The following is a 26,159-nucleotide window of genomic DNA, read 5'->3' as shown; positions in this document are numbered from 1 at the left end:
CCGCGATAGATGCGCGGCGATGCAAATGACCACCACTCCGAAATTCCGCGTAACCTTGGCGCAGACCGATGACGACATGCGTGCGGCTCAGGCGCTGCGCTATGACGTGTTCGTGGTCGAGTTGGGTGGCACCGGGGATATGGTTGACCATGACGCGGGACTGGAACGGGATCGGTTCGATCCGTATTTTGATCATCTGCTGCTTTATGATGATGCGGCGGGGCGATTGGTCGGGGTTTACCGCATGTTGCTGGCCGAACGCGCGCGCGAGGCCGGGCAGTTCTATTCAGAGGACGAATACGATCTGACACCGCTGAAGGCCACAAATCGGCGCGTGTTGGAGTTGGGACGCTCTTGTGTGCATCCCGCCTATCGCGGCGGCCCGGCGATGTATCATCTGTGGAATGGTCTGGCGGACTATGTGGCGCAGCACGGGGTCGAGATCCTGTTCGGGGTTGCGTCGTTTCGCGGTACGGATGTCGACAGTTTGGCGCAGCCACTGTCGCTGTTGCATCACCGGCATTTGGCGGACCCAGAACTGCGCGTTACGGCCAAACCGCCGCATGGTACACGGATGGATCTGTTGCGTGAGGATGAGATTGATCGTCCCGCAGCCATGGTCCAGATCCCGTCGCTGATCAAAGCCTATCTGCGTCTGGGCGGTGTTGTTGGCGACGGGGCTTATGTGGACCACGCCTTTAACACGACCGATGTGTGTTTGATCATGGACACTGCGGCGATGTCGGAACGTCAGAAGAAAATCTACGGAGGTGGGGCGTGACCACCACGTGGGAAGGCGATCAACCGCCCGAAAGCCACAACATTTCGGCTATGGGATGGGTGCGCGTTGCGGTGCGCGGCAGCATCATCCTGTTGACCGTGCTGACCGGATTGTTGGTCTTGTTGCCGCTGCGTGTGATCGAGCGTCCGTTTTGCGGTGCAAAGAGACCCTTAAGCCCGTGGGTCACGCAGGCGGTCTGCCGTGTGTCGTTGTTCTGGATGGGCTTGCGCTTTGGCCGGTCGGGGCAGCCCATGCAAGGCGAGGGCGCAATTGTCGCGAACCATACAAGCTGGCTGGATATCTTTGTGTTGAATGCGTCGGACCGCGTGTACTTTGTGTCCAAGTCCGAAGTGGCGCGTTGGCCGGGGATCGGTTTTCTGGCCCGGATCACCGGTACGGTTTTCATCGCCCGCGACCGGCGTCAAGCCAAAGAGCAAACCGCGTTGTTTGAGGCGCGGATCAGGGCAGGGCACCGCTTGTTGTTTTTCCCGGAAGGCACCAGCACGGACGGCCAGCAAGTTCTGCCGTTCAAGACCACGCTCTTTGCCGCGTTTTTCGCACCTGAACTGGCCAATCGCATGAGCGTACAGGCGGTGTCCGTGAACTATCATCCACCGGAGGGGGCGGACCCCCGGCTTTATGGCTGGTGGGGTGATATGGACTTTGCCTCGCACTTGCTGACAACACTGGCGCAAGGGCGTCAGGGGCGTGTTGAGGTTGTGTATCACCCAGCGATCAAAGTGAGCGATGTCGCGGATCGCAAGATGCTGGCCGCGCGAACCGAAGAAAAGGTGCGCGCGGGGCATGCCGTGACCCAAAGGACGCGCTGACGCGCGACGCTATTCTTGGCCTGTTTTGCTGACCTGAGCCAAGGAATGTGGCCGCTTGGTATACGTCCAAGTCCAGAGAAACGTCATGGCCATTTGGCGTCTAGGTCTGCCCGGCGCACGTGATGTGTCGATTGTGTCTTGCCAATCCGGCCGGGGTGGCCTAAGGCCCGCGCATTCAATCCGCAGCTCGGGGCGGGCGTATGGGGGAGACATCCCCGGACCGTCCACCGGTTGGTGCATCCGCACTGATACCCTGAGCAAGGCGAAAACCGGAAAAAGGATATAGCACATGGCTCTTCCCGAGTTCTCCATGCGTCAGCTGCTCGAAGCGGGCGTACACTTTGGTCACCAGACACAGCGTTGGAATCCCCGTATGGGCCCGTTCATCTACGGCGCGCGTAACGGCATCCACATCATGGACCTGACACAGACGGTTCCGATGCTGGACCAGGCCCTGCAAGCTGTGCGCGACACAGTTGCCAAGGGTGGCCGCGTTCTGTTCGTCGGCACCAAGCGTCAGGCGGCACAGCCGATCGCCGATGCCGCTGAGAAATGCGCGCAATACTACATGAACCACCGCTGGCTGGGCGGCACGTTGACCAACTGGCAGACCGTGTCTCAGTCGATCAACCGTCTGAAGTCGATCGACGAGCAATCCGAGCGCGGCTTCGAAGGCCTGACGAAGAAAGAGCGTCTGGGCATGGAACGTGACCAGGGCAAACTGCAAGCGTCGCTGGGCGGTATCCGCGAAATGGGCGGTCGTCCCGACCTGCTTTTCGTCATCGACGTCAAGAAAGAAGCGCTGGCCGTGGCCGAAGCCAACAAGCTGGGTATCCCGGTTGTGGCCGTGGTCGATACAAACTGCTCGCCCGACGGTGTGGACTACATCATCCCCGGCAATGACGACGCGGCCCGTGCCATCGCTCTGTATTGCGATCTGGCATCGCGCGCGGCTCTCGACGGCATGAGCGCTCAACTGGGTGCGGCTGGTGTTGACCTTGGCGCGATGGAAGAAGCCCCCGTCGAAGAAGCCGTGGCCGAAGAGGCACCCGCTGCAGAGGCTGCAGCCGAAGCGCCTGCTGAAAGCTGAAGCGTCACACGACTGACATGTGCGGCGGGCAAGGCCCGTCGCGACACATATCTATTTGAGGAGAGCCAAGAGATGGCAATCACAGCAGCATTGGTGAAAGAACTGCGCGACAGCACCGGCGCAGGCATGATGGACGCGAAAAAAGCGCTGACCGAAACCGGCGGTGACATGGAGGCAGCGGTTGACTGGCTGCGCACCAAGGGTCTGGCCAAAGCGGCCAAGAAATCCGGTCGTACAGCCGCCGAAGGCCTCGTGGCCGTGGTTGTTGACGGTGGCACGGGCGTCGCAGTCGAAGTGAACTCGGAAACCGATTTCGTCGGCAAGAACGCCGAGTTCCAGGAAATGGTTGCCGGTATCGCCAAGGCCGCGCTGAACGTCGACGACGTTGACGCGCTTGTGGCTGCGGACATGGGTGGCAAATCTGTCGCAGACGTGGTGACAGACAAGATCGCGACCATCGGTGAGAACATGAGCGTGCGCCGTATGGCCAAGCTGTCGGGCGATACCGTTGTGTCCTATGTGCACAACGCCGCAACCGCAGGCATGGGCAAGATCGGCGTGCTGGTTGCCATGGACGGCGGCGACGAAGCGTTTGGCAAACAGGTCGCGATGCACATCGCCGCTGTGAACCCTGCCGCCCTGGGCGAAGCTGATCTGGACCCGGCCGTGGTCGAGAAGGAAAAGCAGGTCCAGATGGACATTGCGCGCGAAAGCGGCAAGCCCGAGCAGGTGATCGAAAAGATGATCATCGGCCGCATGAAGAAATTCATGTCCGAGATCACTTTGCTGAACCAGCAATTCGTTGTGAACCCTGACCTGACTGTCGAAGCGGCAGCCAAGGAAGCCGGTGCCACGATCACTGGTTTTGCGCGTCTCGAAGTGGGCGAAGGCATCGAAGTCGAAAAAGAAGACTTTGCCGCGGAAGTGGCCAAGGCGGTTCAGGGCTAAGCCCAATATCGACTTGAAATCTGATGGGAACGGCGTGTCACTTGTGGCGCGCCGTTTTTCATTTGGAGAGGTCGATGTTGTTGGACACAGGGCAGGGGCATCAGATCTACGTAGAGCAGCGTGGCGAGGGCATACCGGCCCTTGTGCTGCATGGTGGCCCTGGCTCCGGCTGTACCCCAGCGCACTATGATCTCTTTGATCTGAACCGCTTCCGTGTGACGTTGATGGATCAGCGTGGATGCGGGCGCAGCCAACCAAATGCCGCCGATCAGCTGAGCGCACTGGATGGAAACACAACGCACGATCTGATCCAAGATATCGAGCAGGTGCGCCAGTCCCTTGGCGTTGATCAATGGGTTGTGTTTGGCGGCTCATGGGGATCGACGCTGGCGATGGTCTATGCCGCGGCGCATCCGCACCGAGTCAGCGCGATGGTTCTGGCGGGTGTGGCAACGACAACCGCACGTGATCTGCAATGGCTCTACGGCGATATCGGCAACCTGTTTCCCCAAGCCTATAATGCGTTCACCGGCCATGTGCCAGAGGCGGGAGTAGCACCAGAGGACACTCCGGCGCGCATTGCCGCTTATGCCGCGCGGCTACGCGACCCATCAGTATGTCAGGCGGCTGCGGATGCGTGGTGCCAATGGGAAACCGGGATCTTTGGCGGCGACATACGGCAGGAGGGTTCGCGGTACGCCGACCCTCGGTTCAGGTTGGGGTTTGCCCGGCTGGTTACGCATTATTTCACGAACGGTGCGTGGCTGGACGATGGTCAGATACAGCGGGACGTGGGCCTGATCGCGCACATTCCTTGCACCCTGATCCACAGCCGCTTTGACACGTCGTGCCCATTTCGCGCTGCGTGGGACCTGTCGTGCGTTTGGCACGCCAGCACGCTGCAGGTCTTAGAGGGTATGACGCATTCGGCGCTAGACACTGACATGAAAGACGCGGTTAGGCACGCGACGGACGCTCTGGTGCTTTGAATGAAAAAGCGGGACCGCGTTTGGGGTCGCGGTCCCGCAAATTTGTCGGCGTCCTTGGCCACGGGGATGAGACACGTGGACGCTTTCAAAGGGTCCGACTCACCTGCGGATCAATACGCAGATGAGCCGGGTCCGGTTAGACCGGTCGGGACGGAGGGCCCCCGAAATCGCGGAGGGTCCGCCCCGGTGTTCCCTGGCTAAAGCCACCACTCACGGAACAAGGACACAATGCACAATTTACCCCATATTAAGAAAGTGGGGGATTCCTTACCCGTCGGTCAAAAATTTCAAATGACGTCTGGTCATTACTACTTTTCTGTCGTTTGGAGCAGGCAATATGTGTTCAAATACGCGCCAAGTGTGGTGGGTGGATGGATCACGAACGCATTACATCTAATTGTTTTTTATATATAATACGCTGGCGTTACGGCTGGTTTTGTTGGCGGGCCGTGATGCCGACGCCAAGATCAGCATTGCCCAGGCAAAATGATATTCGGACCAGCAATTACGCCACGCAAAAATTGCGACCAATTGGTTAAATTTTGTGCATTTCCCCTATGGATAGAAGAAATTAGCCGGGAGAAGCGTTTTGTCTTTGCGCGTTTACGCACAGATTCTCTTTGGTCTTTCATTGAGATGCGAACGACCCGCAGCGTGCGCATATACCAGCTATTCTTCGTCTACTGATCAGCGGGTTACAGTTGTTGGCCACATCGCAGGTGACGGTCTGAAGCACTCAAAGACGGGTGACACAGGCGCAGAAACGATGTCTTACGTGATGCAATTTGCGAAGATGTCGAAAGCCCGGCCTGAGCTGAATACCAAAAACCGAAACGCACAAATGACGGGTCAAAACCGAAACCGGCAGAACACCACAAATGCTAGGCTTCGAGGATGAACATCTGATTTGCAAAGGCGGCCTTAAGAACAGCTTGTGCTGTCGTTTCAACTGCCAATGCCTCGCGGGCGAGCCTCAAGTGTTTCTCGACAGTCGCAGAGGTCAGCCCCATCAAAACTGCAATATCCTGCATGGTCTTGCCATCCCCAACCCATTCCAACGCTTCGCGCTGGCGTTTGGTGAGGGCGCGATTGGGCGCGTTATAGGGCAGGGTGAGGATCTTGAGGTGCGCGACGTTGTTCATCAAATGTATGTCGCGACCATGTTCGGCCCAAACTTCGTCAATCTGTTCCTGGGTCATACCCTTGCGCGCGGTCAGTGCAATCGCACCCTTCGAACGTGCTGAAACGGACCGAAAGCTGATCGTGTAGCCGGCGGTGACACCCATGGAATAGTTGAACTCCAACACCCGCTGTTCCGCAGGCGTCAGGGTCTTGGTGGACTGCATCTGGGCCAGGATACCCCAACTGCACGCGCCCTCGTTGTTGAGCGCCCAATTTACCATAGGCGCATGCGCATAGTGCTGCTCGCCCATGAACACGTCCGTATAGGCCCGGTCGTGGTTGGTCAGGATAATAAAGTCCTCGGGGTCGCCCAGAGAGTTTCCGGACCGGTAGCGCGTGAACCCGTAGATCAGCCGGTCAAAGCCGAACTCGGCCATTTTGCGACTGTGCGCTTTCCACAGCTCTTCAATGGTCTGGCAGTTGGACAAACGATGCAGATAGCTTTTCACTTTGCCCTCCCCAAATGGCCCAGCAGTGCATCGAGCGCCAAAACATAGCCCGGTGCGCCGAAGCCGCAGATCATGCCCACGGCCACCGGTGCGATGAAACTAGTGTGCCGAAACGATTCGCGCGCGTGAATATTTGACAAATGCAGTTCAACGACCGGCAATTCCACGCCGACGATGGCGTCATGCAGCGCAATCGACGTGTGCGTATAGGCGCCTGCGTTCAACACGATGCCGTCGTGGACACCCTTTGCGCCGTGAATGGCGTCGACCAGGCCACCTTCGTGGTTGGATTGCAGACAAGTGACGTCAAAACCCTGCGCTGCCCCGTGGTCAGCGCAGATCGCCTCGACATCAGCGAGTGTCGTGGTGCCATAGATTTCGGGCTGGCGTGTGCCAAGCAAGTTCAGGTTTGGCCCATTGAGAACAAGGACGGAAGTCATGGAATTACCTTTGAGTTGCAATGGTGTTAGCGACAGAATGGGGGTTCTGTCCAGTACTGGGTGAGGCAAGATCAGGCAAAGACCGCCAACCCAAGCCATTCTGCAACAAGCGCGGGGGTGTCCTGACCTTCGATCTCCACCGACAATTTTGTCTCGCGCAAAAGCTCGGTTGCGGTGCGTTTGCGCACCGCGGTCAGGGTAAATCGACCGCGCAGCCGTGCACCGGGTCTGACAGGTGACAGAAAACGTATGCGGTTAAAGCCATAGTTGATCCCCATGGACTGTCCCGGCATGAGCGGAAAACAGTCATAGGCAAAGCGGGACGCGAGGCTGAGCGTGAGGAACCCATGGGCGATGGTGCTGCCCAATTCGGACGCGGCTGCGCGCTCAGGGTCTGTGTGGATCCATTGCGTATCGTGGGTCACGTCAGCGAACCGGTCGATCATGGGCTGATCCACGGTGATCCAGCGCGATGTACCAACCTCTTGGCCGATGTCTGCCTCAAGGGTTTTCAGAGCGGCTTCGATGCTCATGCAGGGTCGGGCCCCACACGGACCATACGTTTGCCGGTGTTGTTCCCGTTCAGCAATCCGATCAAAGCGGATGGCGCGTTTTCCAGCCCCTCAACGATGTCTTCGGTGACTGTGATCTGACCTGATGAGACCCATGTGTGCAGGGCGCGTGTCGCCTTGGCGTCGTTATGGGCAAAATCCATGACAATGAACCCTTCCATGCGTAGGCGTTTGACCACAACCATGCCCGGCAGATTGCGCGGGCCGGATGGCGTTGTTGTATCGTATTGGCTGATCGCACCACAGCACACAACGCGCCCACGCTCATTCATCAACGCCAACGTTGTCTCAAGGACCGCGCCGCCAACATTGTCGAAATAGACGTCGACGCCATCAGGGCACGCCGCGCGCAACGCCTTGAACACACCCCCCGCCTGATAGTCGACACATGCGTCAAAACCCAAGGTGTCGACCACGTGGCTGCATTTTGCCGCCCCGCCTGCGATCCCGACAACGCGGCAGCCAAGGGCCTTGCCGATTTGCCCGACATAGCTGCCGACGGACCCGGCGGCCGCGCTGACCACGATGGTTTCGCCTGCCAGCGGTTGTCCGACACTCAGCAAGCCGTGAAAGGCGGTCTTGCCCGCGATGCCATAGACGCTCAGCAGGTGGCTCAATGGGGCCACTCTAGGCAATTTCTGGGTCTTGTGCGCTGGACGTGTGACGTAGTCGGCCCAGACGCTTTCCACGGCAACGATATCGCCCACCGTGCAACGGGATGACCGACTTTCGACCACTTCGCAGATGGCATAGGTTGGCATCGGATCACCGGCCTGCACAGCATCGCGGTAGGTTGCGCCCTGCATCCATGACCGGTTGGCGGCATCGATGCTCATCAAGATGGTGCGCAACAGAACCTCACCGTCCTGCGGCGTGGGCATCTCTGCGTCCTGCAATTGAAAGTGCGAAGGCTCAAGCGCGCCTTGCGGTAGGCTGGCAACAACAATCTGGCGGTTGGTCATGGTTCAGGTCCTCGTGTATGTGGAGGCATGACAAAAGAGTATCGCCAGCCCGTCTATGCGCCGCCCAAAGGTGCGGCTGATCTGTTTCTGATCCGTCACGGAGAAAGCGCGCCAGCCCGGCCCGGCATCGCCTTTCCGATGAAAGACGGCAGCGGTGATCCGCCGTTGCATCCGCAAGGTGAAAGACAAGCGATTGCCGTTGGCGAGAGGCTTAAAACAGAAGCGTTTAAAGCGCTTTACGTGACAAAGTTGACGCGAACTCACCAAACGGCGGCACCGCTCGCGGCGCATCTGGGTATGGTTCCGATTGTGAACCCGGATTTGCACGAGGTGCACTTGGGCGACTGGGACGGCGGGTTGTACCGGATCAAGGCCGCGGAGGGGGACCCGATCTACCGGCAGGTGGTCGAGATCCAGGATTGGTCGGCAATCCCAGGCGCTGAAACGCGCAAGGCGTTTTTTACGCGTGTTCGCAGAGGGTTGCGTACCATAGCGGATGCGCATCCCGATCAACGTGTCGCGGTGTTTGTGCATGGTGGTGTGATCGGTGCGGCGCTGTCCATGGCGAGCGGTTCCGAACCATTTGCATTTCTCGGGGCCGCCAATGGCTCGATCAGCCGCCTTGTGGTGCAAGGCGACCGGATGATCGTGCGGGGGTTCAATGAAACGCAGCACCTTGATCACCTCTAGTCCATGGTCAGCACAACCTTGCCCGTCGCCTTGCGCTCTGCGATCAGGTTCAAGGCCTGCTCGGCATCCTTGAGCGGGAAGCGGGCTGTGATCTGTGGTTTGATCTGCCCTTTTCCATACATCTCAAACAGTTCCCGGACGTTCTGTGCATGATCATCCGGTGCCCGGTAGATGGACGCACCCCAGAAAACCCCAACGATCTGGCATGATTTCAACAGGGTGAGGTTCAGCGGTATGCTGGGAATGCCTGCAGGGAAACCAACCACCAGATAGCGACCACCCCAAGCCATCGAACGGATCACCGGTTCGGCATAGGCACCACCAACTGCGTCATAGGCCACGTCGACGCCGTCAGGGCCGGCCACACGCTTGATCTCAGCCGACAGCGCCTTTTGCGCGGCCTTGTCCATGTCGCGCGGATAGATGATCGTGTCATCCGCGCCCAACTCCTTGCAGAATGCCGCCTTTTCATCTGAGCTGACAGCGGCGATGACGCGCGCGCCCGCAGCCTTACCCAACTCGATCGCCGCAGCACCCACGCCACCTGCCGCACCCAGGATCAAAAGTGTTTCACCGGATTGCAATTCTCCACGGTTTTTCAACGCATAATGTGACGTTCCGTATGTGAAAAGGAAACAAGCCGCTTCGTCGAATGGCATCGTATCTGGCAATTTGACACAGGCATTGGAAGCGGCGCACAGGTGCGTGGTGAACCCGCCAAAGCCGGTCATGGCAAGGACGCGGTCGCCCGGTTGCAAGTGCGAGACGTTTTCGCCCACGGCCTCAATGACACCGGCCACTTCGCCACCGGGGGCAAAGGGTCTGGGCGGACGCATCTGGTACAGGTCCTGAATGATCAACGTGTCGGGAAAATTCACACCCGCCGCCTTGACCGCGATCAACACTTCGCTTTTTTTCGGGGTGGGTGTTGGTCCTTCGGTCCACTCGAGTGTGTCGGGGCCACCGGGTTTGGTGCTGAGCATCGCGTGCATTTCGGGTCCTCCCACCCATGACGTTACGACAGGGGTGCAATGCGCCTGCCTTTGCCACATCCTGCAGTTGAGGAGACGCTGCTGTAAAGCGGCGTGCTGGGCGACGTGACGGTAACGTGGCCATAAGAGGAGATTGAAATGGATCCCAACACATTGTTTTCATTGACCGGCAAGGTCGCGCTGGTCACAGGTGGCGCAACCGGGATCGGGCGGATGGCCGCCACTGGTTTGATGATGGCCGGCGCGCGCGTGCTGATTTCGAGCCGCAAGGGCGATGCCTGCGAAGCTGTGGCGCAGGAATTGAATGCCATGGATGCGCCCGGCAGTGTCGAGGGTTTCGCCGGTGATGTCAGCACCGAGGAAGGCATTGCCGCCTTGGTCAAGGCCGTTCAGGACCGGACAGATGGCCTGAACATCCTGATGAACAATGCCGGTGTCACCTGGGGTGCACCGATGGGTCAGTTCCCGCATGCGGCTTGGGAAAAGGTGATGAATGTCAACGTGGCCGGGCTGTTTCACCTGACACAGGCGCTGTTGCCGCAACTGATCCAGACCGCGACGCCGGATGATCCGGCGCGTGTCGTCAATGTGGGGTCCGTCATGGGCGAGGCGCCCATGGGGGATGGTGCGTATTCCTATGCCGCCTCCAAAGCGGCTGTGCTTCACATGACCAAGATCATGGCCAAGGAGCTTGCCCCGCATCAGGTCACAGTCAATGCGCTGGCGCCCGGACCGTTCGTCAGCAAGATGACAGCTTTCGCCACTGCCGATGAAGGGATGCGCGACAAGGTCGGGGCGGACGTTCCGCTAGGCCGCGTAGGCCGCGACGAGGACATCGCCGGGTGCATGCAATTTCTTTGCGGACGGGGTGGCGCGTATCTGACCGGCGCGATTCTGCCGGTATCGGGTGGCATTCAGGTGATGACCGGCCCCAACCTGTTCCGCGCGGCGCTAGAGGGATGATACGCTTTGACGATCAGGTGGTGATTGTCACCGGTGCCGGTGCGGGCCTCGGACGGTCGCATGCGCTTGGGTTTGCAGCACGGGGCGCGAAAGTGGTCGTCAGCGATTTGGCGCCTGCGGGCGCTGTAGTGGCCGAGATCAACGCACTTGGCGGCATTGCGATTTCTGTGCCCGCAGATGTCTCGGATGACGCGGCTGTCTTGGATATGACAGCTGAGGTGATGGACCGGTGGGGCCGGATCGACGTGTTGATCAACAACGCGGGCATTTTGCGCGACAAGACCTTTGCCAAAATGGACATGACGGACTTCGCCAAGGTTGTAGACGTGCATTTGATGGGAACGGCCCGATGCTGCCACGCCGTTTGGCCGGTCATGCGGGATCAGGGGTATGGGCGCATCGTTCTGACTGCGTCCGGTTCCGGTCTGTATGGAAACTTTGGTCAGGCCAACTACGGTGCGGCCAAAGCGGCAATGGTCGGTCTGATGAACGTGCTGCACCTGGAAGGCGCGCGCGACGACATACGGGTCAACACGCTGGCCCCCACAGCCGCGACCGCAATGACCGAAGGGCTGTTGCCCCAAGCTGCGTCCGAGGTTCTGACGCCCGAGACGATCACGCCCGGTGTGCTCTATCTGGCAAGCAGGGATGCACCCAGCCGGACCATTCTGGCGGCCGGTGCCGGGACGTTCGCCGTGACACAGATCCGGGAAACCCAGGGCGCGTTTCTGGGCGATGACATCACCCCCGAAGCAGTTGCAGCGCATTGGTCAGAGATCGTGGATGAGCAGGGGGCAGAGGACCTCGAAAACGCCTTTGCTCAGACCCGCAAATACGCGCGCCGTGCAACCCAGGCCAAGGGGACGACACTTGACTGGTAGCCTGCGCTCCTTCTTCATTCGTTTAACCCACAAGGATTATGACCATGCGTGACGCCGTCATCGTTTCCACCGCCCGCACGCCGATCGGCAAAGCCTATCGTGGCGCATTCAATGCAACACCGCCGCAGACTTTGGCCGCACATGCGATTGAACACGCCGTGGCCCGCGCCGGGCTGGACGGCGGCGAAGTGCAGGACGTCATCCTGGGCGCTGCACTGCAACAGGGGCACACAGCCAGCAATGTTGCCCGTCAGGCCGCCATCCGCGCGGGCCTGCCGGTGACGGTGGCAGGCATGAGCCTCGACCGCCAATGCGCGTCGGGCATGATGGCCATTGCTGCGGCGTCAAAGCAGGTCGTTCAGGACGGAATGGACGTGGTCGTCGGCGGCGGAGTTGAGAGTGTGTCCATGGTGCAGACGCCCGAGATGCGCACGCATGCGGACCCATGGCTCAAGGCACATAAGCCGGAGATCTATATGTCCATGCTCGAGACTGCGGAAACCGTCGCCGCCCGCTATGGCATCACCCGCGAGGCGCAGGATCACTATGCGGTGCAAAGTCAGGCACGGACCGCCGACGCACAGGCTGCGGGCCGGTTCGACGACGAAATCGTTCCGCTGACCACAGTGATGAAAGTGCAGGACAAGCAAACCAAGGACATCACAGAACACGAAGTCACACTCGACAAGGACGAGGGCAACCGCCCCGGCACCGCATATGAAAACGTCGCCAGTCTCAAGCCGGTCTTTGCCAATGGTATCCACGTCCAAGAGGGTGCGTTCATCACCGCAGGCAACGCGTCGCAACTTTCAGACGGAGCATCCGCAGCCGTCGTGATGGAGGCGTCTCTGGCGGAAAAACGCGGTCTGGCCCCGCTCGGGCGTTGCGTCGGCGTTATGGCAACAGGGTGCGAACCCGACGAGATGGGCATCGGCCCCGTGTTTGCCGTCCCGAAATTGCTGGCCGCCCACGGGGTCAGTATGGATGACATCGGCCTTTGGGAGCTGAACGAGGCCTTTGCCGTTCAGGTGCTCTATTGTCGGGACACGTTGGGCATTCCCGATGATCTGTTGAATGTGAACGGCGGCGCGATCTCCATTGGTCACCCATATGGCATGTCCGGTGCGCGTATGGTTGGGCATGCCCTCATCGAAGGCAAACGGCGGGGCGCGCGATATGTTGTCTGCACGATGTGCGTCGGCGGCGGCATGGGCGCTGCAGGCTTGTTCGAGGTCTTGTGAGGGCTGCCATTCCGGTCGGGCTCAAAACGTACAGTTTCAAGGGAATTTATGACAGAATCACAGGCCGAACGTCATTTGCCGCCTGCGCTGCGGGGCTTGCGTATCCCGATGATCGCCGCGCCGTTGTTCATCATTTCGGTGCCCGAATTGGTGATCGCACAGTGCAAGGCAGGCATTGTCGGTTCCTTACCGGCACTCAACGCGCGTGAAGCCGAGGGCGAGCCACCTTTGCTAGAGGCTTGGCTGTCGCAGATCAGCGAAGCGTTGGACCGGCACAATCAGGACAACCCCGATCACCCTGCTGCGCCCTTTGCAGTCAACCAGATTGTGCATCGCTCAAACACACGGTTGGAACGTGACCTGGAAATCTGCACAAAGCACAAAGTGCCGATCTGGATCACCAGCCTCGGTGCGCGCGTCGAAGTGAACGAAGCGGCCCATTCTTGCGGCGGCGTTGTGCTGCATGACGTCATCAACAACACCTTTGCGCGCAAGGCGATAGACAAGGGTGCGGATGGACTGGTTGCCGTGGCGGCCGGTGCAGGCGGGCACGCAGGGCAGCAATCGCCCCTCGCCTTGATCCGCGAAATTCGGGAGTGGTTTGACGGCCCACTTGCCCTGTCCGGCGCAATCGCAACGGGTGAGGCATTGCTGGCCGCGCGTGCGATGGGGGCGGATTTCGGCTATGTCGGTTCGCCGTTCATCGCGACGGACGAAGCAAACGCCGATGTAGGCTACAAGGACATGATCGTGGACAGCGGCGCCGAGGACATCGTTTATTCCTCACTGTTTACAGGCGTTTGGGGCAACTACTTGCGCGGGTCTGTCGAAGCGGCGGGCATGGACCCCGACAACCTGCCACAGGCCGACGCCAGTTCGATGAACTTTTCATCCGGGTCATCCAAGCCGAAAGCGTGGAAAACCATCTGGGGCTCGGGTCAGGGGATTGGTGCCATAAAATCGGTGGGTCCTGCGGCCTCAATCGTGGATCGCATCGCCGGGGAATACACCCGCGCAGGCAAGCGGCTGGCCGCAGAGTTCGGAGGCTGACATGGACACACAAACACTGGATACCGAGGCAGTCTCTGCATTTCTCAAGGACAAGTTGCCGGGGTTTGATGCCCCCATCACGGCCACCAAGTTTGCGGGTGGTCAATCCAACCCGACGTTCAAACTGGAAACGCAGGCGGGGACATATGTGTTGCGGCGCAAACCTCCGGGCCAACTGTTGAAATCCGCGCACGCAGTGGACCGCGAGTTTCGCGTCCAGCGGGCGTTGGCTGGAACGGACGTGCCTGTCGCGAAAATGCACGTCTTGTGCGAGGATCAGAACGTCATTGGATCGGATTTCTACGTGATGGATCACGTGGTAGGCCGAAATTTCAACGAACCAACGATGGATGGCCTCACGGCGCCTGACCGGCACGCCGTGATCGATGACATGAACCGCGTTCTTGCCGCCCTGCACGAGGTGGACATTGATGCGGTTGGCCTCTCGGACTACGGCCCGCCGGGGCACTATCTGGAGCGCCAGGTTGCGCGCTGGTCGAAACAGTACCGCGCGTCTGCAACGCAGGACATCCCGTCGATGAATCGTCTCATGGACCGACTCATGTCGGACATGCCTGCCGATGATGGACAACGCACGCTGGTGCACGGTGACTACCGTATCGATAACATGATTTTTGAACCTGAGGGTACGCGGTGCCTGGCGGTACTGGATTGGGAACTCAGCACAATTGGCCACCCCTATGCTGACTTGGCCTCGGTCATCATGCAGTGGCAATTGCCCGCTGGCGCACAGGGCCGCGGGTTGATGGGCGTGGACAGGGTCGCATTGGGACTGCCAACGGACGCAGACTTTGTCGCGGCCTATTGTGACCGACGGGGATTGGCGCGCATCGACCGGTTTGGTTTTTACGTGGCGTTCTGTTTTTTCCGTATGGGTGCAATCATTCAGGGCGTCCTGAAACGTGCGATAGACGGCAACGCATCAAACCCTGAACGCGCCATGCAGTTGGGGGCCTTCGTCCCCATGTTTGCGGACAACGGCTTAAAGGCTTTGAAAAGTGATAAATAACAAATATTTACGCGGCATACTTTATGTCGATTGAGGCGTTGTGCGGTTGGATGCGCTGAAAGACACCGATTCAACCTAGGCGCTTGACTTATTACGTGCGTGTGCAACGCTGGACTTATCCCGCCTCTCAATCTGGCCCGAAAAGAGGTCACCGGGGCGGTCCGCGTTCTAGGGAGGAACACATGCGCACATCCATCACGCTTGGCTTGGCCACGGCCCTGACTCTGTCTGTCAGTGCCTTCGCTGCCGCCGCTGACACGATCAAGATCGCTTTCATCGACCCGCTGTCCGGGCCGTTTGCCGGGACCGGCACCAATGGTCTCCACCAGTACGAATTTGCCGCCGACGAGTTGGTCAACAAAAAGGGCGGTGTTCTGGGCGGCGACACATTCGAAATCGTCGCTTTCGACAACAAGATCAGCCCCAAGGAGTCGTTGATCCAACTGCAAGTCGCGATTGACCAGGGCATCCGCTACATCGCCCAGGGCAACAGTTCTGGCGTGGCCAACGCGCTGACCGAAGCCATTCAAAAGCACAACCGGAGGAACCCGGAAGACCGGATTTTGTTCCTGAACTACTCAGCCGTCGACCCGGCACTGACCAACGACAAATGCAATTTCTGGCACTTCCGGTTTGACGCCAATGCGGACATCAAGATGGATGCGTTGACGGACGTGATCGCTCAGGATGACGGGATCAAAAAGGTCTACATCATCGGCCAGGACTATTCGTTCGGTAAAGCGGTGGCTGCCGCCGCCGTACGTTTCATCGGTGAAAAACGGCCCGACATCGAGATCGTCGGCAACGAACTTCACCCCATCGGCAAGGTCAAGGATTTCACCCCCTACAGCCGCAAGATCGTCGCCTCCGAGGCGGATGCTATCATTACCGGCAATTGGGGCGCAGACATGCTGGGCCTTGGCAAATCAGTGCTTGAGAACGGCTATCAGGGGCCAATCTTCACCTATTATGCCGCTGCGGACGGTATCACCGCCGCCTTTGGCGAAACCGGTGAAGGCGCGCTGCGCCTCGTGGCCGAAGGGCAGATCAATCCACCTGCCAACGACCGCGCCGCCGCCTATTACGAGGCCTTCAAGGCCAAGTATCCCGATGGTAACATCAGTCAGGCGCGCATCACCAATGTCATCGAAATGCTCGCCCGTGCCATCGACGAGGCAGGCAGCGCAACGGATGTCGTCAAGGTCGCCTACGCGCTCGAAGGGATGGAGCACGAGAACCTCTGGGGTGGCACAATCAAAATGCGCGAAGTCGATCACCAGTTGATTCAGGATGTGCACATCCACGCCCATACCGACGACGGTATCACCTTCGACTACGACAATTCCGGCTACGGGATCAAAGTCGAAAACACAGTGTCGCTCGCGGCCATGGACTCAGAGACAAGCTGCAAAATGCGGCGTCCCTGAACCGAGTGCACGGCTCTCCCACTGCAAGAGAGGGCCGTGCCTTTCCTTTCGCCCCAAATACCTTGGGGGAGCCCGCAGGGCGGGGGCAACGCCCCCTGAACGACCGCGTCGCCGTCAGGCGTCCTTTGGATCACGCTAGGGAATGCGTCCATGGATCTCATCCTCGTCAACCTGATTGACGGCCTGGTAACAGGCCTGTTGCTCTTCATGCTGTCGGCCGGGCTGACCCTGATCTTTTCCATGATGGGCGTCCTCAACTTTGCCCATGCCAGCTTCTATATGCTGGGTGCCTATTTCGCCTTCCAGATCAGCCTCGCACTGGGCTTCTGGATGGGCCTTTTGATTGCACCGCTTGTGGTTGGCGTGATGGGTGCAGGGGTTGAACGATACGGCCTGCGCCGGGTACACCAATACGGCCATGTGCCGGAATTGATCTTCACCTTCGGGCTTGCGCTTTTGATCGAGGAGCTGGTGCAATTCATCTGGGGCAAGAACCAGATGCCCTATGAGGGGCCCGACATCCTGCAATTCACCGCCTTCGCCATCGCGGGCAACTCGATCCCGGCCTACAAGATCTTCATGATCTTCATCTCCGTGGCGATCTTTATCGGTCTGCTTTGGGTTCTGACGCGGACGCGGGTGGGGATGATCATTCAGGCCGCGCTGACCTATCCCAAAACCGTTGAAGCGCTCGGGCACAATGTCCCGCTGATCTTCATGGGTGTGTTTGGCGTTGGCACCGCATTGGCCGGTGTGGCTGGCGTGATAGCGGGACCTGTCCTCGGGACCTTCCCCGGCATGGCCTTTGTGCTGGGGTCCATCGTGTTCGTGACGATCGTCATCGGTGGGTTGGGAAGCCTCTGGGGCGCGTTGGTCGCCTCACTGCTCATCGGCTGGATCACCACCTTTTCCAAGGCCTACAACCTGCGGATGGAGGACCTGCTGACCACCTTCGGCTTTACCAAGCCCGAGCCAATTTGGGACAGCCCGTGGCGCGACCTCTGGAGCATCACCAGCCCGCAGATTGCCGATATCCTTCCATACGTCCTAATGGTTCTTATCCTGATCTTTCGTCCCTACGGCCTGTTCGGGAAACGTGACGCATGACGGATCAATCGACGACAAACGCGTCTAAATCCGCTCAGGGCGTGCGCGCGGGGTCCATGATGCTGGCTCTCACGCCGTGGTGCATCGCGGCGGTGGCGCTCCTGGTGTTGCCGTTCATCTTTACGGCCAATTCCGCCATCACCATCATGAACCAGATGGCCATCACCATCATTTTCGCGCTCGCGTACAACATGTTGCTGGGGCAGGGCGGCATGCTGTCCTTTGGCCATGCGGTCTACGCCGGTGTTGGCGGGTTTGCCTGCATGCACATCATCAACAACGACGCGTTCTTTTCCCAACTGCCGCTGCCTTTGTTGCCCATCTTTGGTGGCCTGTTCGGCATGGGGCTGGCCATGATCGTGGGGTCATTTTCGACACGCAAGGCAGGCACCGTCTTTGCAATGATTAGCCTCGGCGTGGGCGAATTGATCGCGGCCTGTTCTGTCATCATCGTGGCCTTCTTCGGTGGCGAAGAAGGCATTTCAGGTGATCGCACATACGGTCTGCCGTTCCTTGGCGTTGAGTTTCTGCAGCAGATCGAGGTCTACTATCTGATCGCGGTCTGGCTGATGCTATCGGCGGCGCTCATGTATCTGTATTCCCGCACGCCCCTTGGTCGTATGGCCAACGCTGTGCGTGACAATCCGGAGCGCGCGGAGTTCCTCGGTTATTCCGCGCGGTGGGTGCGGTTTTATTCCTTTGTGGCATCGGGTTTCTTTGCGGGCATCGCGGGCGCCTTGTTTGCGATCAACTACGAGATCCTGACCGAAGAGAACCTGAACACGACACAGTCCGGCATCATTCTACTGGTCACCTTCCTCGGCGGTGTGGGGTTCTTCTTTGGCCCCATTTTGGGTGCAATCGTGTTCACCCTTGTGCAGACGGTGCTCAGCTTGCAGACCGAATTGTGGGGGTTTTATCTGGGCATCGTCTTTGTCGTCACGGTGATGTTCTTCCCTGGCGGGCTGGCCGGTTTGATCATGATGCATGTCCCTGCCATGCGGCTGGGCAAACTGTCGGTTTTGGCGCTTCCCTATCTTCGCACTCTGGGTGCCGGTTTTGTGGGATGCCTTGGTGCTGCCGCGCTGATCGAAATGGTCTTTCATGTGCGCCATGCGTCGGTCGGGGATCACGAGATGACGGTCTATTGGACCACCTTTGACAGTCACACGGTCCTGCCCTGGGTGCTGGCGATTGCGGCAACCGTGGTTGGGTTTTGGATTGCGCGTGCCACCGCGCCATCGCTTGCTGCTGCTTGGTCCGAAGCGAACACAGCCGACGGGGGGCAGCCATGACACCTGCTCTTGAACTGGCGGATTTGCGCAAGTCCTTTGGCAAAACCGAGATCATCCGTGGCGTGGATCTGTCAATTGGAAAAGGCGAGCGTCATGCCGTGATAGGTCCAAATGGGGCCGGGAAGTCGACGCTGTTCAACCTGATCACGGGCCGTTTTCCCCAGTCGGGTGGTTCAATCACGCTGCATGGCACGGACCTGGCTGGCAAAGCCCCGTTCGAGATCAACCGGATGGGCCTGTCGCGTAGTTTCCAGATCACCAACATTTTTCCAAAGATGACCGTGTTCGAAAACGTCCGCTGTTCGCTGCTGTGGTCGCTCGGGTATCGCTACAACTTCTGGTCCATGGTCGGACGCAGCCGCGCGCTGACAGAGGGTGCTGAGGAAATCCTCGAACAGATCAACCTGACGGCGCGGCGCGATTTGCCTGCGGGCGTGCTCAGTTATGCCGAACAGCGCGCTCTGGAGATTGGGATCACCATCGCGGGTGGCGCGGATGTGATCATGTTGGACGAACCAACCGCAGGCATGAGTCATTCGGAAACGGATTACATCGTCGATTTGATACGCACCGTCACCACGGGCAAGACCTTGGTGATGGTCGAACATGACATGGGCGTCGTGTTTGGCTTGGCCGATCAGATATCCGTGCTGGTCTATGGAGAGATCATCGCCACGGGCACCCCCGAGGCCGTGCGCGCAAATCCGAAGGTGCAAGAGGCCTATCTCGGCGCCGCGCTGGAGGATCACTGAGATGTTGGATGTCACGGACCTGCACGCCTATTACGGCAAATCGCACATCCTGCAAGGGGTCAACATCCGCATCGCCGAAGGCGAGATCGTCGCACTTCTTGGGCGCAATGGCGTCGGGCGCTCCACCACGTGCAAGGCCGTGATGGGCGAAGTGCACCCGCACGGCTCTGTGCGGTTCAAAGGGGCGGAAATTGCGGGCAAGAAGGCCTTTGAAGTTGCAAACCTTGGCATCGGATACGTGCCTGAGAACCGGGACATTTTTCCCGGCCTGACCACGCGGCAAAACCTAATCCTTGGTTTGAAGCCCGGCCAAAAGGACGGTGCGGGCCGCTGGTCGATGCAGGACATGTTCGACATGTTCGAAAACCTGAGCGCGCGAGCGGATGTCGAGGCGTCCGTTTTGTCCGGCGGCGAACAGCAGATGTTGACCATGTGCCGGACGCTGATGGGCGACCCCGATCTGGTGATGATCGACGAACCCACCGAAGGACTGTCACCCCAGATGGTGCAGCGGGTCGCGCAACTGTTGCAGGAAATCGCGCGTCGCGGCATCGCCACGCTGCTGGTGGAACAGAAGTTGTCCATCGCCCTCGATATCGCCCACCGGGTCTATGTCATGGGCCATGGGCGGGTCGTGTTCGAAGGGACGCCCGCCGATCTCAAGGCGCGCGAGGATGTTCGTAAGGAATGGCTGGAGGTGTGACCGCCTTCAAAGACTGGACGCTTTGACATAGGCCGGACGCTGCGCGAGGCGGTCGATGTAGTCGCGCAGATGCGGCATCTCGGACATATCCACGCCAATGGTTTGTGCTGCCATCGCCGTTGACCCCATCATGATATCCGCCGCCGAAAACGAACCAGCCAGAAACGAACGGTCCGCCAACGCTTGATCGACGGCAACCAGCATCTGTCCCAACAGCTTCTTGGCGCGCTTTGCATGCACAACCGACTGCCTGTCCGGGGGCAGGAATACCGTCTCGACCATGTATGAGTTGACGGGTGGCATCAACATCCCCTCGGCATAGTGCAACCAGGTGAGGTAATCGGGGAAAAACGGGCTGTCTGCGGCCGGTTTGAATGCTTCGCCTCCGTGGCGCGCGATCAGGTATTCCAGTATCGCACCGCTTTCCATGATGCGCACAGGGCCATCCTCAAGCACCGGCACGCGGCCCATCGGGTGAATGGCGCGGTAGTCTGCACCGCGCATTGCCGGATCGCCCAGTTCATAGGACACAAGCTCGTATGCGGCCCCCATTTCTTCGAGCATCCAGGCGACACGGACCGCACGGCTGCGCGGCGCGAAGTAGAGTTTCAACATGCGGTTCCTCCTGATGCTTAGAGCGTAGCGGCGCGTGAATTGACTTGGCAAGGCGTCTGGTCCGGCTATCGTTGCGGCGCAACCATGTACAAGGGAAACCACGATGACGCTGGAACTGGACCCCGACCGCCTGAAACGTATCGGTGCGTGGGCCGACCGCTATGTGGCGCAGCGCAAGTTTGCCGGGCTCTCCGTTCTCATCCAGCAACGAGGGAAAGAGGCGTATTTCCACGGCGCAGGGGTGCGTGACGTGACAAAGGATGCGCTATTTGACCGGGGAACCGTGGCGCGCATTTATTCCATGACCAAGCCGATCACATCGCTCGTTTTGATGATGCTCGTTGAAGAAGGCGAGTTGCATCTGGATGCGCCGCTGTCGCGTTTTCTGCACGAATTTGACAGCCCCTGCGCCTTGGTGCCGGGGGCCAAGCATCTCGATCAGGTCGAGCTTGTTGCGGTGCCGACTTTGCACCAGTTGCTGACACATCAGTCCGGCTTCAGCTATCCGTTCAATCCCGGTCTGCTGCCTCAGGCCATGGCGGCGCAGGACCTGTTGTTCAAACCCAACGCCTCGACCTTGGCGGATCAATGTGCGGCACTGGCACAGTTGCCATTGGCCTTTGCGCCGGGGAAGCGCTGGGAATACTCCGTCGGCATCGACGTGATCGGGCGGGTGATCGAAGTCGTGACGGGCAAGCCGCTCGACCAGGCTCTTCAAGAGCGCGTGTTTGATCCGTTGGGCATGACCGAGACGGGATTTTCGGTGCCAGTGCACGCACGGGACCGTTTTGCGGCCCTGTATACCCCGCTGGCGGGGAATGCGATGGCCTTGGGGGGCGGTGCAGCTGGGATTGACACATTACGACAGGTCGACAGTGCCGACGCGTCCCCGTTTCTGGGCGCCACATGCCTCAGTGGCGGCGGTGGTCTGGTTGGCACGCTGGACGACTACATGCGCTTTGCGGAGTGCTTGCGCATGGGTGGTGGTGGCCTTGTATCGCCCGCCACAGCAGACTTTATGATGTCGAACCATCTGTCCGGCGACATCGCCAGTCTGGGTCCGGCAAGTTTTGCCGAGCAACCGATGGATGGCATGGGCTTTGGCATCGGCGGGGCGGTTGTGATCAACCCCGCGCGCAGCCGCGTGCCGTCATCCTTGGGCGATTTCAGTTGGGGCGGCATGGCCTCTACGTTCTTTTGGGTGGACCGCGCCCACGACCTGAGCGTCGTTTTCTTTACCCAACTCAGCCCTTCCTCAAGCTATCCTGCGCGGGCAGAGTTGAAGGCACTAGTGCACGGCGCATTGATGTGACAGGCACAGCGCAGGACCAATTCGGAGCCCATTCCATGACCGACGCCCATGAGACACTGCTGAACCTGCTGGCTGTTGAACCGCTCGAGGTCGATCTGTTTCGCGGCACGGGGCAGGGTGGCGAGACTCCGACGCGCATCTTTGGCGGTCAGGTGATTGGACAGGCGCTGGCCTCGGCCTACCAAACCGTCGAGGATCGGTTGTGCCATAGCCTGCACGCCTATTTCATTCGTCCGGGTGATCCGGAGATACCTGTCGTTTATCAGGTCGACCGCGCCCGCGACGGCGGCAGCTTTACCACGCGGCGGGTTGTTGCCATTCAACACGGACGGCAGATTTTGAACATGTCTGCGTCCTTTCATGTCGCAGAGGACGGGTGGCATCACCAGCACCCAATGCCAGAGGTTGAGGCACCGGATCATCTGGCCGATCGCAACACGCTGCGGCGTCAGGTTCTGGACAAGATACCGGAAAAATACCATGACGAATTCCTGCGGCCCCGGCCCATCGATATTCGTGAGGTCGCACCGCGCGACTTCTTTACGCCTGAACCTGTCGCGGACCAAAGCCATCTGTGGTTTCGCATGGCCGCAGCCCGCGGGATCAGCCCGCAATTGCAGCATTGCCTGCTTGCTTATGCGTCGGATCTGAACCTGCTTGGCACGGCGCTGCGTCCGCATGGGCAAACCTGGTTCACCGGGCGGGTCATGGCCGCAAGCCTCGATCACGCGATGTGGTTCCATGCGCCAGCAGAGTTCTGCGACTGGCATCTCTATGCAATGGACAGCCCGTGGTCCGGCGGGGGGCGTGGGTTTAACCGAGGTATGATTTACGACCGCAACGGGACGCTGGTCGCGTCAGTTGCCCAAGAGGGTTTGATCCGGCCCGTTACACCCAAGACCTGACGGGTCAGCCGTTGCCGTAAATCCGATTGAGTTTGCGCATCCCTGCGATCCAGCGATCATAGTCAGCCGTTTTGTGACGCATGTAATCTAGTACGTTGGCATGCGGCAGCACGAGGAATTGCTCGGCCTTGATGGCGTCGACACAGGCGCGTGCCGCATCCTCCGGCTCCAACATGCCGTCGATGGCGGCCACGTGTTCCTCGAACCCATCCGTCATGGCCGTGCGCACTGCCTGAGGGCAAAGCACGGACACTTTGATGCCCGCGTCCCCGTGTGTCATGGCCAACCACTCCGCCAACCCGACCGCCGCGTGTTTTGTCACACCGTAAGGGGCCGACCCGATCTGGTTCAAAAGCCCGGCGGCTGATGCCGTATTCAACAAATAGCCACCGCCTCTGGCTGTCATTCGAGGCACGACATGCCGGGCCGCCCAGACATGCGCCATAACGTTGATATCCCACAGCCGCTGCCAGTCTGCATCGGGTGTTTCGACACCGCCTTCGACAAGAACCCCGGCGTTTGAGCAGAAGAGGTCAATCGGGCCGTGTTCGTTTTCAACGGTATCGACAAGGCTTGCGATTTCATCTTCGTTTGAAACATCAACTGCGTATGACAAGCCATTGATCTTTTGAGATACAGAACTTGAACCCTCAGCATCAAGATCAGCACAAACGATGAGTTTTGCACCTTCGGCTGCGAAGGCCCCGCACAGTGCGCGCCCGATCCCGCTGGCGGCTCCGGTAACGACGATAGTTTTGTCTTTCAGATCCATGGCGCACTCTGGTTTCAATGCGATTACATTGGACCGGCCAGCCAAGTGGTGCAAGCCGGGCTGCGATTTGTCAGTGATCCCGGCCACTCACCCTTGCAGTTGCGCGGTCGAGCGTGAAAATGGCGCGACAGGTGAAGGGGGAAGACATGAGCGGCAATGCCTATGATCCGAGTGAGGAAGGCGCCAAGATGCAGTTCAAGGACGCCATGTCCTATGGCGACTACCTGCATCTGGATGCTTTGCTGACGCAACAGCATCCGCTCAGCCCGGCGCATGACGAATTGCTTTTCATCATCCAGCACCAGACCAGTGAGCTGTGGATGAAACTGGCAATCCACGAAATGAATGCGGCGCGCGACGCGCTGATCGCGGGCAATATGAGCCATATGTTCAAGATGCTGGCACGGGTCAGCCGCATCTTTGAACAGCTCAACAGCGCGTGGGACGTTTTGCGCACCATGACGCCTGCTGACTACACGACATTCCGGGAAAGCCTGGGCCCATCGTCAGGGTTTCAGTCGCATCAATACCGGTTGATTGAGTTCATCCTCGGCAACCGCAATCCAAACATGATGGCCCCTCACGCTCATGTGCCAGAGGCCCACGCGACCTTGATGGCCGAACTGGCGCGTCCCAGCCTATATGACGCAGTGATTGACCATTTGTATCACAGCCTCGATGGCCCAGATGCACAGCCACCAACGCCCACACTTGATGCACCCCACGCACACGATCCGGCGATCCAGGCGCGGTGGAAAGTGGTTTACGAAGATGTCGCAACCTATTGGTCCTTATACGAATTGGCGGAAAAGCTTGTCGATCTCGAAGACTACTTTCGCCGCTGGCGGTTCAATCACGTGACAACGGTCGAACGCATTATCGGCTTCAAGCGCGGCACTGGCGGCACATCCGGCGTGCAATACCTGCGCCGCATGCTAGAGGTCGAACTGTTCCCTGAACTTTGGCATCTGCGCGGAGAGCTTTGACATGGCAACACATCTTCCAAGACCCGACCTCTTCGAGCTGCCCGAGGATCTGATCTATCTCGATGGCAACTCGCTAGGGCCACTGCCGAAACACGCGGGTGCGCGCGCATCCGAAGTCATTGCACGTGAGTGGGGTGACCAGTTGATCCGAGCGTGGAACTCCGCCGGGTGGATGGCGTTGCCAGCCAAGGTCGGGTCGCGGATTGCCGGGCTGATTGGTGCGGCGGACGGCTCTGTGGCAACGGGCGATACCTTGTCGATCAAGGTTTATCAGGCGCTGGCTGCGGCCCTCAACATGCGGCCCGATCGGCGGGTGATCCTGTCGGACGACGGTAACTTTCCTACGGACCTGTACATGGCCGAGGGCCTGATCCGCACTCTGGACAAAGGCTACGTTCTCAAAACTCCCGCGCCTGAGGACGTTCTGTCAGAGCTGACAGACGACGTGGCTGTGGTCATGTTGACCCATGTGGATTACCGCACTGGCCGACTGCACGACATGCAGGCGGTGACGCAAGCCGTGCATGACGCGGGCGCCGTAATGATCTGGGACCTCGCGCACAGCGCAGGCGCACTGCCTGTTGACCTGACGGCCAGCAACGCGGAATTTGCGGTGGGGTGTACGTACAAGTACCTCAATGGCGGACCCGGTGCGCCGGCCTTCATCTATGTGCGACCTGACATTGTGCTGGACCTGCAACCGGTTTTGTCGGGTTGGCTGGGCCACGACGCGCCATTTGCGATGGAGCGGCACTACCGCCCCGCCATGTCGACCGAACGGCTGCGTGTGGGGACGCCGTCCGTGGTTCAATTATCGATACTCGACGCCGCGTTGGACGTTTGGGACGGCGTTGACCTGCGCGATATCAGGGCCGCGTCCATTCAGTTGTCAGAGCGGTTCATCAGCGAGGTCGAGGCCCGTTGCCCGATGCTGACGCTTGCATCGCCGCGTGATCCAAATATGCGCGGGTCACAGGTGTCATTTGCATTTCAACACGGCTATCCCGCCATGCAGGCCTTGATTGATCGCGGCGTCATCGGCGATTTCAGGCAGCCCAACATCATGCGCTTTGGGTTCACACCGCTCTATATCAGCGAGGCGGATGTGGTCCGCGCCGCTGAGATTCTTGAGAACGTGATGACAACCGAAGCTTGGCGTGAGCCAAAGTACCAAACGGTGTCGCGTGTCACCTGA

The 26,159-nt window shown here is 59.4% G+C and carries 27 protein-coding genes; 20 read left to right on the top strand and 7 right to left on the bottom strand.

The genetic code is table 11. From position 1 onward, the window contains the following. Positions 1-25 precede the first annotated feature (25 nt). The 5 genes from Q0936_RS07840 to pip all read left to right on the top strand — a co-directional run bounded on the left by Q0936_RS07840 (position 26) and on the right by pip (position 4,638). Complete coding sequence (locus tag Q0936_RS07840; protein WP_299297817.1) at positions 26-781, top strand: GNAT family N-acyltransferase; 756 nt, start codon at positions 26-28, stop codon at positions 779-781. After that, on the top strand, positions 778-1,611 hold the full coding sequence (locus Q0936_RS07835; RefSeq protein WP_299297815.1) for a lysophospholipid acyltransferase family protein: 834 nt from the start codon (positions 778-780) through the stop codon (positions 1,609-1,611). The genes Q0936_RS07840 and Q0936_RS07835 overlap by 4 nt, the downstream gene beginning before the upstream one ends. 289 nt (positions 1,612-1,900) lie before the next feature. Further along, on the top strand, positions 1,901-2,701 hold the full coding sequence (gene rpsB, locus Q0936_RS07830) for a 30S ribosomal protein S2 (RefSeq protein WP_299145300.1): 801 nt from the start codon (positions 1,901-1,903) through the stop codon (positions 2,699-2,701). 72 nt (positions 2,702-2,773) lie between these two features. Continuing rightward, complete coding sequence (tsf, locus tag Q0936_RS07825; RefSeq protein WP_299297813.1) at positions 2,774-3,649, top strand: translation elongation factor Ts; 876 nt, start codon at positions 2,774-2,776, stop codon at positions 3,647-3,649. A 74-nt stretch (positions 3,650-3,723) separates the two neighbouring features. Next, the gene (pip, locus tag Q0936_RS07820; protein WP_299297811.1) at positions 3,724-4,638 is read left to right on the top strand and encodes a prolyl aminopeptidase; all 915 of its coding nucleotides are present in this window, start codon (positions 3,724-3,726) and stop codon (positions 4,636-4,638) included. Positions 4,639-5,519: 881 nt separating this feature from the next. Here the strand turns inward: pip and Q0936_RS07815 are convergent. The 4 genes from Q0936_RS07815 to Q0936_RS07800 all read right to left on the bottom strand — a co-directional run bounded on the left by Q0936_RS07815 (position 5,520) and on the right by Q0936_RS07800 (position 8,243). Further along, the gene (locus Q0936_RS07815) at positions 5,520-6,269 is read right to left on the bottom strand and encodes a LuxR family transcriptional regulator (RefSeq protein ID WP_299145309.1); all 750 of its coding nucleotides are present in this window, start codon (positions 6,267-6,269) and stop codon (positions 5,520-5,522) included. After that, positions 6,266-6,709 carry a type II 3-dehydroquinate dehydratase gene (gene aroQ / locus Q0936_RS07810; protein ID WP_299297809.1) on the bottom strand — a complete coding sequence of 148 codons (444 nt, stop codon included), beginning with the start codon at positions 6,707-6,709 and terminating at the stop codon, positions 6,266-6,268. Before aroQ ends, Q0936_RS07815 begins: the two co-directional genes overlap by 4 nt. Positions 6,710-6,780: 71 nt before the next feature. Further along, positions 6,781-7,242, bottom strand: coding sequence for a MaoC family dehydratase (locus tag Q0936_RS07805; RefSeq protein WP_299297807.1), 462 nt, complete (start codon positions 7,240-7,242; stop codon positions 6,781-6,783). Then, complete coding sequence (locus Q0936_RS07800; protein WP_299297805.1) at positions 7,239-8,243, bottom strand: NADP-dependent oxidoreductase; 1,005 nt, start codon at positions 8,241-8,243, stop codon at positions 7,239-7,241. Before Q0936_RS07800 ends, Q0936_RS07805 begins: the two co-directional genes overlap by 4 nt. Positions 8,244-8,270: 27 nt before the next feature. Here Q0936_RS07800 and Q0936_RS07795 point away from each other — a divergent pair, with 27 nt between their 5' ends. Then, complete coding sequence (locus Q0936_RS07795; protein ID WP_299297803.1) at positions 8,271-8,933, top strand: histidine phosphatase family protein; 663 nt, start codon at positions 8,271-8,273, stop codon at positions 8,931-8,933. On the opposite strand, the gene Q0936_RS07790 is transcribed toward Q0936_RS07795, so the two are convergent. Next, positions 8,930-9,925 carry an NADPH:quinone oxidoreductase family protein gene (locus Q0936_RS07790; protein WP_299297801.1) on the bottom strand — a complete coding sequence of 332 codons (996 nt, stop codon included), beginning with the start codon at positions 9,923-9,925 and terminating at the stop codon, positions 8,930-8,932. The two genes, Q0936_RS07795 and Q0936_RS07790, sit on opposite strands and share 4 nt — an antisense overlap. Positions 9,926-10,063: 138 nt before the next feature. Between Q0936_RS07790 and Q0936_RS07785 the strand changes: the two genes are divergently transcribed. The 10 genes from Q0936_RS07785 (at position 10,064) to Q0936_RS07740 (ending at position 20,374) form a co-directional block, all read left to right on the top strand. Further along, positions 10,064-10,888 (top strand): SDR family NAD(P)-dependent oxidoreductase, encoded by an 825-nt coding sequence (locus Q0936_RS07785; protein ID WP_299297799.1) that lies wholly within the window; start codon positions 10,064-10,066, stop codon positions 10,886-10,888. Next, a complete protein-coding gene (locus tag Q0936_RS07780; RefSeq protein WP_299297797.1) occupies positions 10,885-11,769 on the top strand; it encodes an SDR family NAD(P)-dependent oxidoreductase in 885 nt (294 codons plus the stop codon). The genes Q0936_RS07785 and Q0936_RS07780 overlap by 4 nt, the downstream gene beginning before the upstream one ends. A 44-nt stretch (positions 11,770-11,813) precedes the next feature. Continuing rightward, positions 11,814-13,010: an acetyl-CoA C-acyltransferase gene (locus Q0936_RS07775; protein ID WP_299297795.1), complete on the top strand. Its 1,197-nt coding sequence runs from the start codon at positions 11,814-11,816 to the stop codon at positions 13,008-13,010. Between the two features lie 48 nt (positions 13,011-13,058). Then, complete coding sequence (locus Q0936_RS07770) at positions 13,059-14,060, top strand: nitronate monooxygenase family protein (protein WP_299297793.1); 1,002 nt, start codon at positions 13,059-13,061, stop codon at positions 14,058-14,060. A gap of 1 nt (position 14,061) precedes the next feature. Next, positions 14,062-15,090: a phosphotransferase family protein gene (locus Q0936_RS07765; protein ID WP_299297791.1), complete on the top strand. Its 1,029-nt coding sequence runs from the start codon at positions 14,062-14,064 to the stop codon at positions 15,088-15,090. Positions 15,091-15,272: 182 nt separating this feature from the next. Continuing rightward, positions 15,273-16,517, top strand: coding sequence for a branched-chain amino acid ABC transporter substrate-binding protein (locus Q0936_RS07760; RefSeq protein WP_299297789.1), 1,245 nt, complete (start codon positions 15,273-15,275; stop codon positions 16,515-16,517). A gap of 150 nt (positions 16,518-16,667) precedes the next feature. After that, positions 16,668-17,624, top strand: coding sequence for a branched-chain amino acid ABC transporter permease (locus Q0936_RS07755; protein ID WP_299297787.1), 957 nt, complete (start codon positions 16,668-16,670; stop codon positions 17,622-17,624). Beyond that, positions 17,621-18,919 (top strand): branched-chain amino acid ABC transporter permease, encoded by a 1,299-nt coding sequence (locus Q0936_RS07750; protein ID WP_299297785.1) that lies wholly within the window; start codon positions 17,621-17,623, stop codon positions 18,917-18,919. The genes Q0936_RS07755 and Q0936_RS07750 overlap by 4 nt, the downstream gene beginning before the upstream one ends. Further along, complete coding sequence (locus Q0936_RS07745) at positions 18,916-19,671, top strand: ABC transporter ATP-binding protein (protein WP_299145343.1); 756 nt, start codon at positions 18,916-18,918, stop codon at positions 19,669-19,671. Before Q0936_RS07750 ends, Q0936_RS07745 begins: the two co-directional genes overlap by 4 nt. A gap of 1 nt (position 19,672) precedes the next feature. Continuing rightward, on the top strand, positions 19,673-20,374 hold the full coding sequence (locus Q0936_RS07740) for an ABC transporter ATP-binding protein (RefSeq protein WP_299297783.1): 702 nt from the start codon (positions 19,673-19,675) through the stop codon (positions 20,372-20,374). A gap of 6 nt (positions 20,375-20,380) precedes the next feature. Here the strand turns inward: Q0936_RS07740 and Q0936_RS07735 are convergent, their stop codons facing one another. Then, positions 20,381-20,989, bottom strand: coding sequence for a glutathione S-transferase family protein (locus Q0936_RS07735; protein ID WP_299297781.1), 609 nt, complete (start codon positions 20,987-20,989; stop codon positions 20,381-20,383). Between the two features lie 103 nt (positions 20,990-21,092). On the opposite strand from Q0936_RS07735, the gene Q0936_RS07730 reads away from it, so the two are divergent. Together Q0936_RS07730 and Q0936_RS07725 are read left to right on the top strand one after the other, a co-directional pair. Next, a complete protein-coding gene (locus tag Q0936_RS07730) occupies positions 21,093-22,301 on the top strand; it encodes a serine hydrolase domain-containing protein (protein ID WP_299297779.1) in 1,209 nt (402 codons plus the stop codon). Between the two features lie 35 nt (positions 22,302-22,336). Then, positions 22,337-23,206: an acyl-CoA thioesterase II gene (locus tag Q0936_RS07725; protein WP_299145350.1), complete on the top strand. Its 870-nt coding sequence runs from the start codon at positions 22,337-22,339 to the stop codon at positions 23,204-23,206. Between the two features lie 4 nt (positions 23,207-23,210). Here Q0936_RS07725 and Q0936_RS07720 read toward each other — a convergent pair whose 3' ends face one another. Beyond that, positions 23,211-23,978: an SDR family oxidoreductase gene (locus tag Q0936_RS07720; protein ID WP_299297778.1), complete on the bottom strand. Its 768-nt coding sequence runs from the start codon at positions 23,976-23,978 to the stop codon at positions 23,211-23,213. Positions 23,979-24,124: 146 nt separating this feature from the next. On the opposite strand from Q0936_RS07720, the gene Q0936_RS07715 reads away from it, so the two are divergent. Together Q0936_RS07715 and kynU are read left to right on the top strand one after the other, a co-directional pair. Beyond that, positions 24,125-24,964, top strand: coding sequence for a tryptophan 2,3-dioxygenase family protein (locus Q0936_RS07715; RefSeq protein WP_299297777.1), 840 nt, complete (start codon positions 24,125-24,127; stop codon positions 24,962-24,964). A gap of 1 nt (position 24,965) precedes the next feature. Beyond that, a complete protein-coding gene (kynU, locus tag Q0936_RS07710) occupies positions 24,966-26,159 on the top strand; it encodes a kynureninase (RefSeq protein ID WP_299297776.1) in 1,194 nt (397 codons plus the stop codon).

This window comes from uncultured Tateyamaria sp. (assembly GCF_947488715.1).
GTDB lineage: Bacteria > Pseudomonadota > Alphaproteobacteria > Rhodobacterales > Rhodobacteraceae > Tateyamaria.
The sequence above is the reverse complement of the archived record's forward strand: the minus strand, read 5'-3'. Positions and strand labels throughout refer to the sequence as shown.

Coding starts and splice junctions, on each gene's coding strand:
- Q0936_RS07745 (WP_299145343.1), top strand. CDS start 18,916: ATGACACCTGCTCTTGAACTGGCGGATTTGCGCAAGTCCTTTGGCAAA.
- pip (WP_299297811.1), top strand. CDS start 3,724: ATGTTGTTGGACACAGGGCAGGGGCATCAGATCTACGTAGAGCAGCGT.
- Q0936_RS07730 (WP_299297779.1), top strand. CDS start 21,093: ATGACGCTGGAACTGGACCCCGACCGCCTGAAACGTATCGGTGCGTGG.
- Q0936_RS07715 (WP_299297777.1), top strand. CDS start 24,125: ATGAGCGGCAATGCCTATGATCCGAGTGAGGAAGGCGCCAAGATGCAG.
- Q0936_RS07805 (WP_299297807.1), bottom strand. CDS start 7,242: ATGAGCATCGAAGCCGCTCTGAAAACCCTTGAGGCAGACATCGGCCAA.
- Q0936_RS07795 (WP_299297803.1), top strand. CDS start 8,271: ATGACAAAAGAGTATCGCCAGCCCGTCTATGCGCCGCCCAAAGGTGCG.
- Q0936_RS07790 (WP_299297801.1), bottom strand. CDS start 9,925: ATGCACGCGATGCTCAGCACCAAACCCGGTGGCCCCGACACACTCGAG.
- Q0936_RS07755 (WP_299297787.1), top strand. CDS start 16,668: ATGGATCTCATCCTCGTCAACCTGATTGACGGCCTGGTAACAGGCCTG.
- Q0936_RS07775 (WP_299297795.1), top strand. CDS start 11,814: ATGCGTGACGCCGTCATCGTTTCCACCGCCCGCACGCCGATCGGCAAA.
- Q0936_RS07740 (WP_299297783.1), top strand. CDS start 19,673: ATGTTGGATGTCACGGACCTGCACGCCTATTACGGCAAATCGCACATC.
- Q0936_RS07765 (WP_299297791.1), top strand. CDS start 14,062: ATGGACACACAAACACTGGATACCGAGGCAGTCTCTGCATTTCTCAAG.
- aroQ (WP_299297809.1), bottom strand. CDS start 6,709: ATGACTTCCGTCCTTGTTCTCAATGGGCCAAACCTGAACTTGCTTGGC.
- rpsB (WP_299145300.1), top strand. CDS start 1,901: ATGGCTCTTCCCGAGTTCTCCATGCGTCAGCTGCTCGAAGCGGGCGTA.
- Q0936_RS07800 (WP_299297805.1), bottom strand. CDS start 8,243: ATGACCAACCGCCAGATTGTTGTTGCCAGCCTACCGCAAGGCGCGCTT.
- Q0936_RS07840 (WP_299297817.1), top strand. CDS start 26: ATGACCACCACTCCGAAATTCCGCGTAACCTTGGCGCAGACCGATGAC.
- Q0936_RS07760 (WP_299297789.1), top strand. CDS start 15,273: ATGCGCACATCCATCACGCTTGGCTTGGCCACGGCCCTGACTCTGTCT.
- Q0936_RS07770 (WP_299297793.1), top strand. CDS start 13,059: ATGACAGAATCACAGGCCGAACGTCATTTGCCGCCTGCGCTGCGGGGC.
- Q0936_RS07720 (WP_299297778.1), bottom strand. CDS start 23,978: ATGGATCTGAAAGACAAAACTATCGTCGTTACCGGAGCCGCCAGCGGG.
- Q0936_RS07750 (WP_299297785.1), top strand. CDS start 17,621: ATGACGGATCAATCGACGACAAACGCGTCTAAATCCGCTCAGGGCGTG.
- Q0936_RS07735 (WP_299297781.1), bottom strand. CDS start 20,989: ATGTTGAAACTCTACTTCGCGCCGCGCAGCCGTGCGGTCCGTGTCGCC.
- kynU (WP_299297776.1), top strand. CDS start 24,966: ATGGCAACACATCTTCCAAGACCCGACCTCTTCGAGCTGCCCGAGGAT.
- tsf (WP_299297813.1), top strand. CDS start 2,774: ATGGCAATCACAGCAGCATTGGTGAAAGAACTGCGCGACAGCACCGGC.
- Q0936_RS07725 (WP_299145350.1), top strand. CDS start 22,337: ATGACCGACGCCCATGAGACACTGCTGAACCTGCTGGCTGTTGAACCG.
- Q0936_RS07785 (WP_299297799.1), top strand. CDS start 10,064: ATGGATCCCAACACATTGTTTTCATTGACCGGCAAGGTCGCGCTGGTC.
- Q0936_RS07780 (WP_299297797.1), top strand. CDS start 10,885: ATGATACGCTTTGACGATCAGGTGGTGATTGTCACCGGTGCCGGTGCG.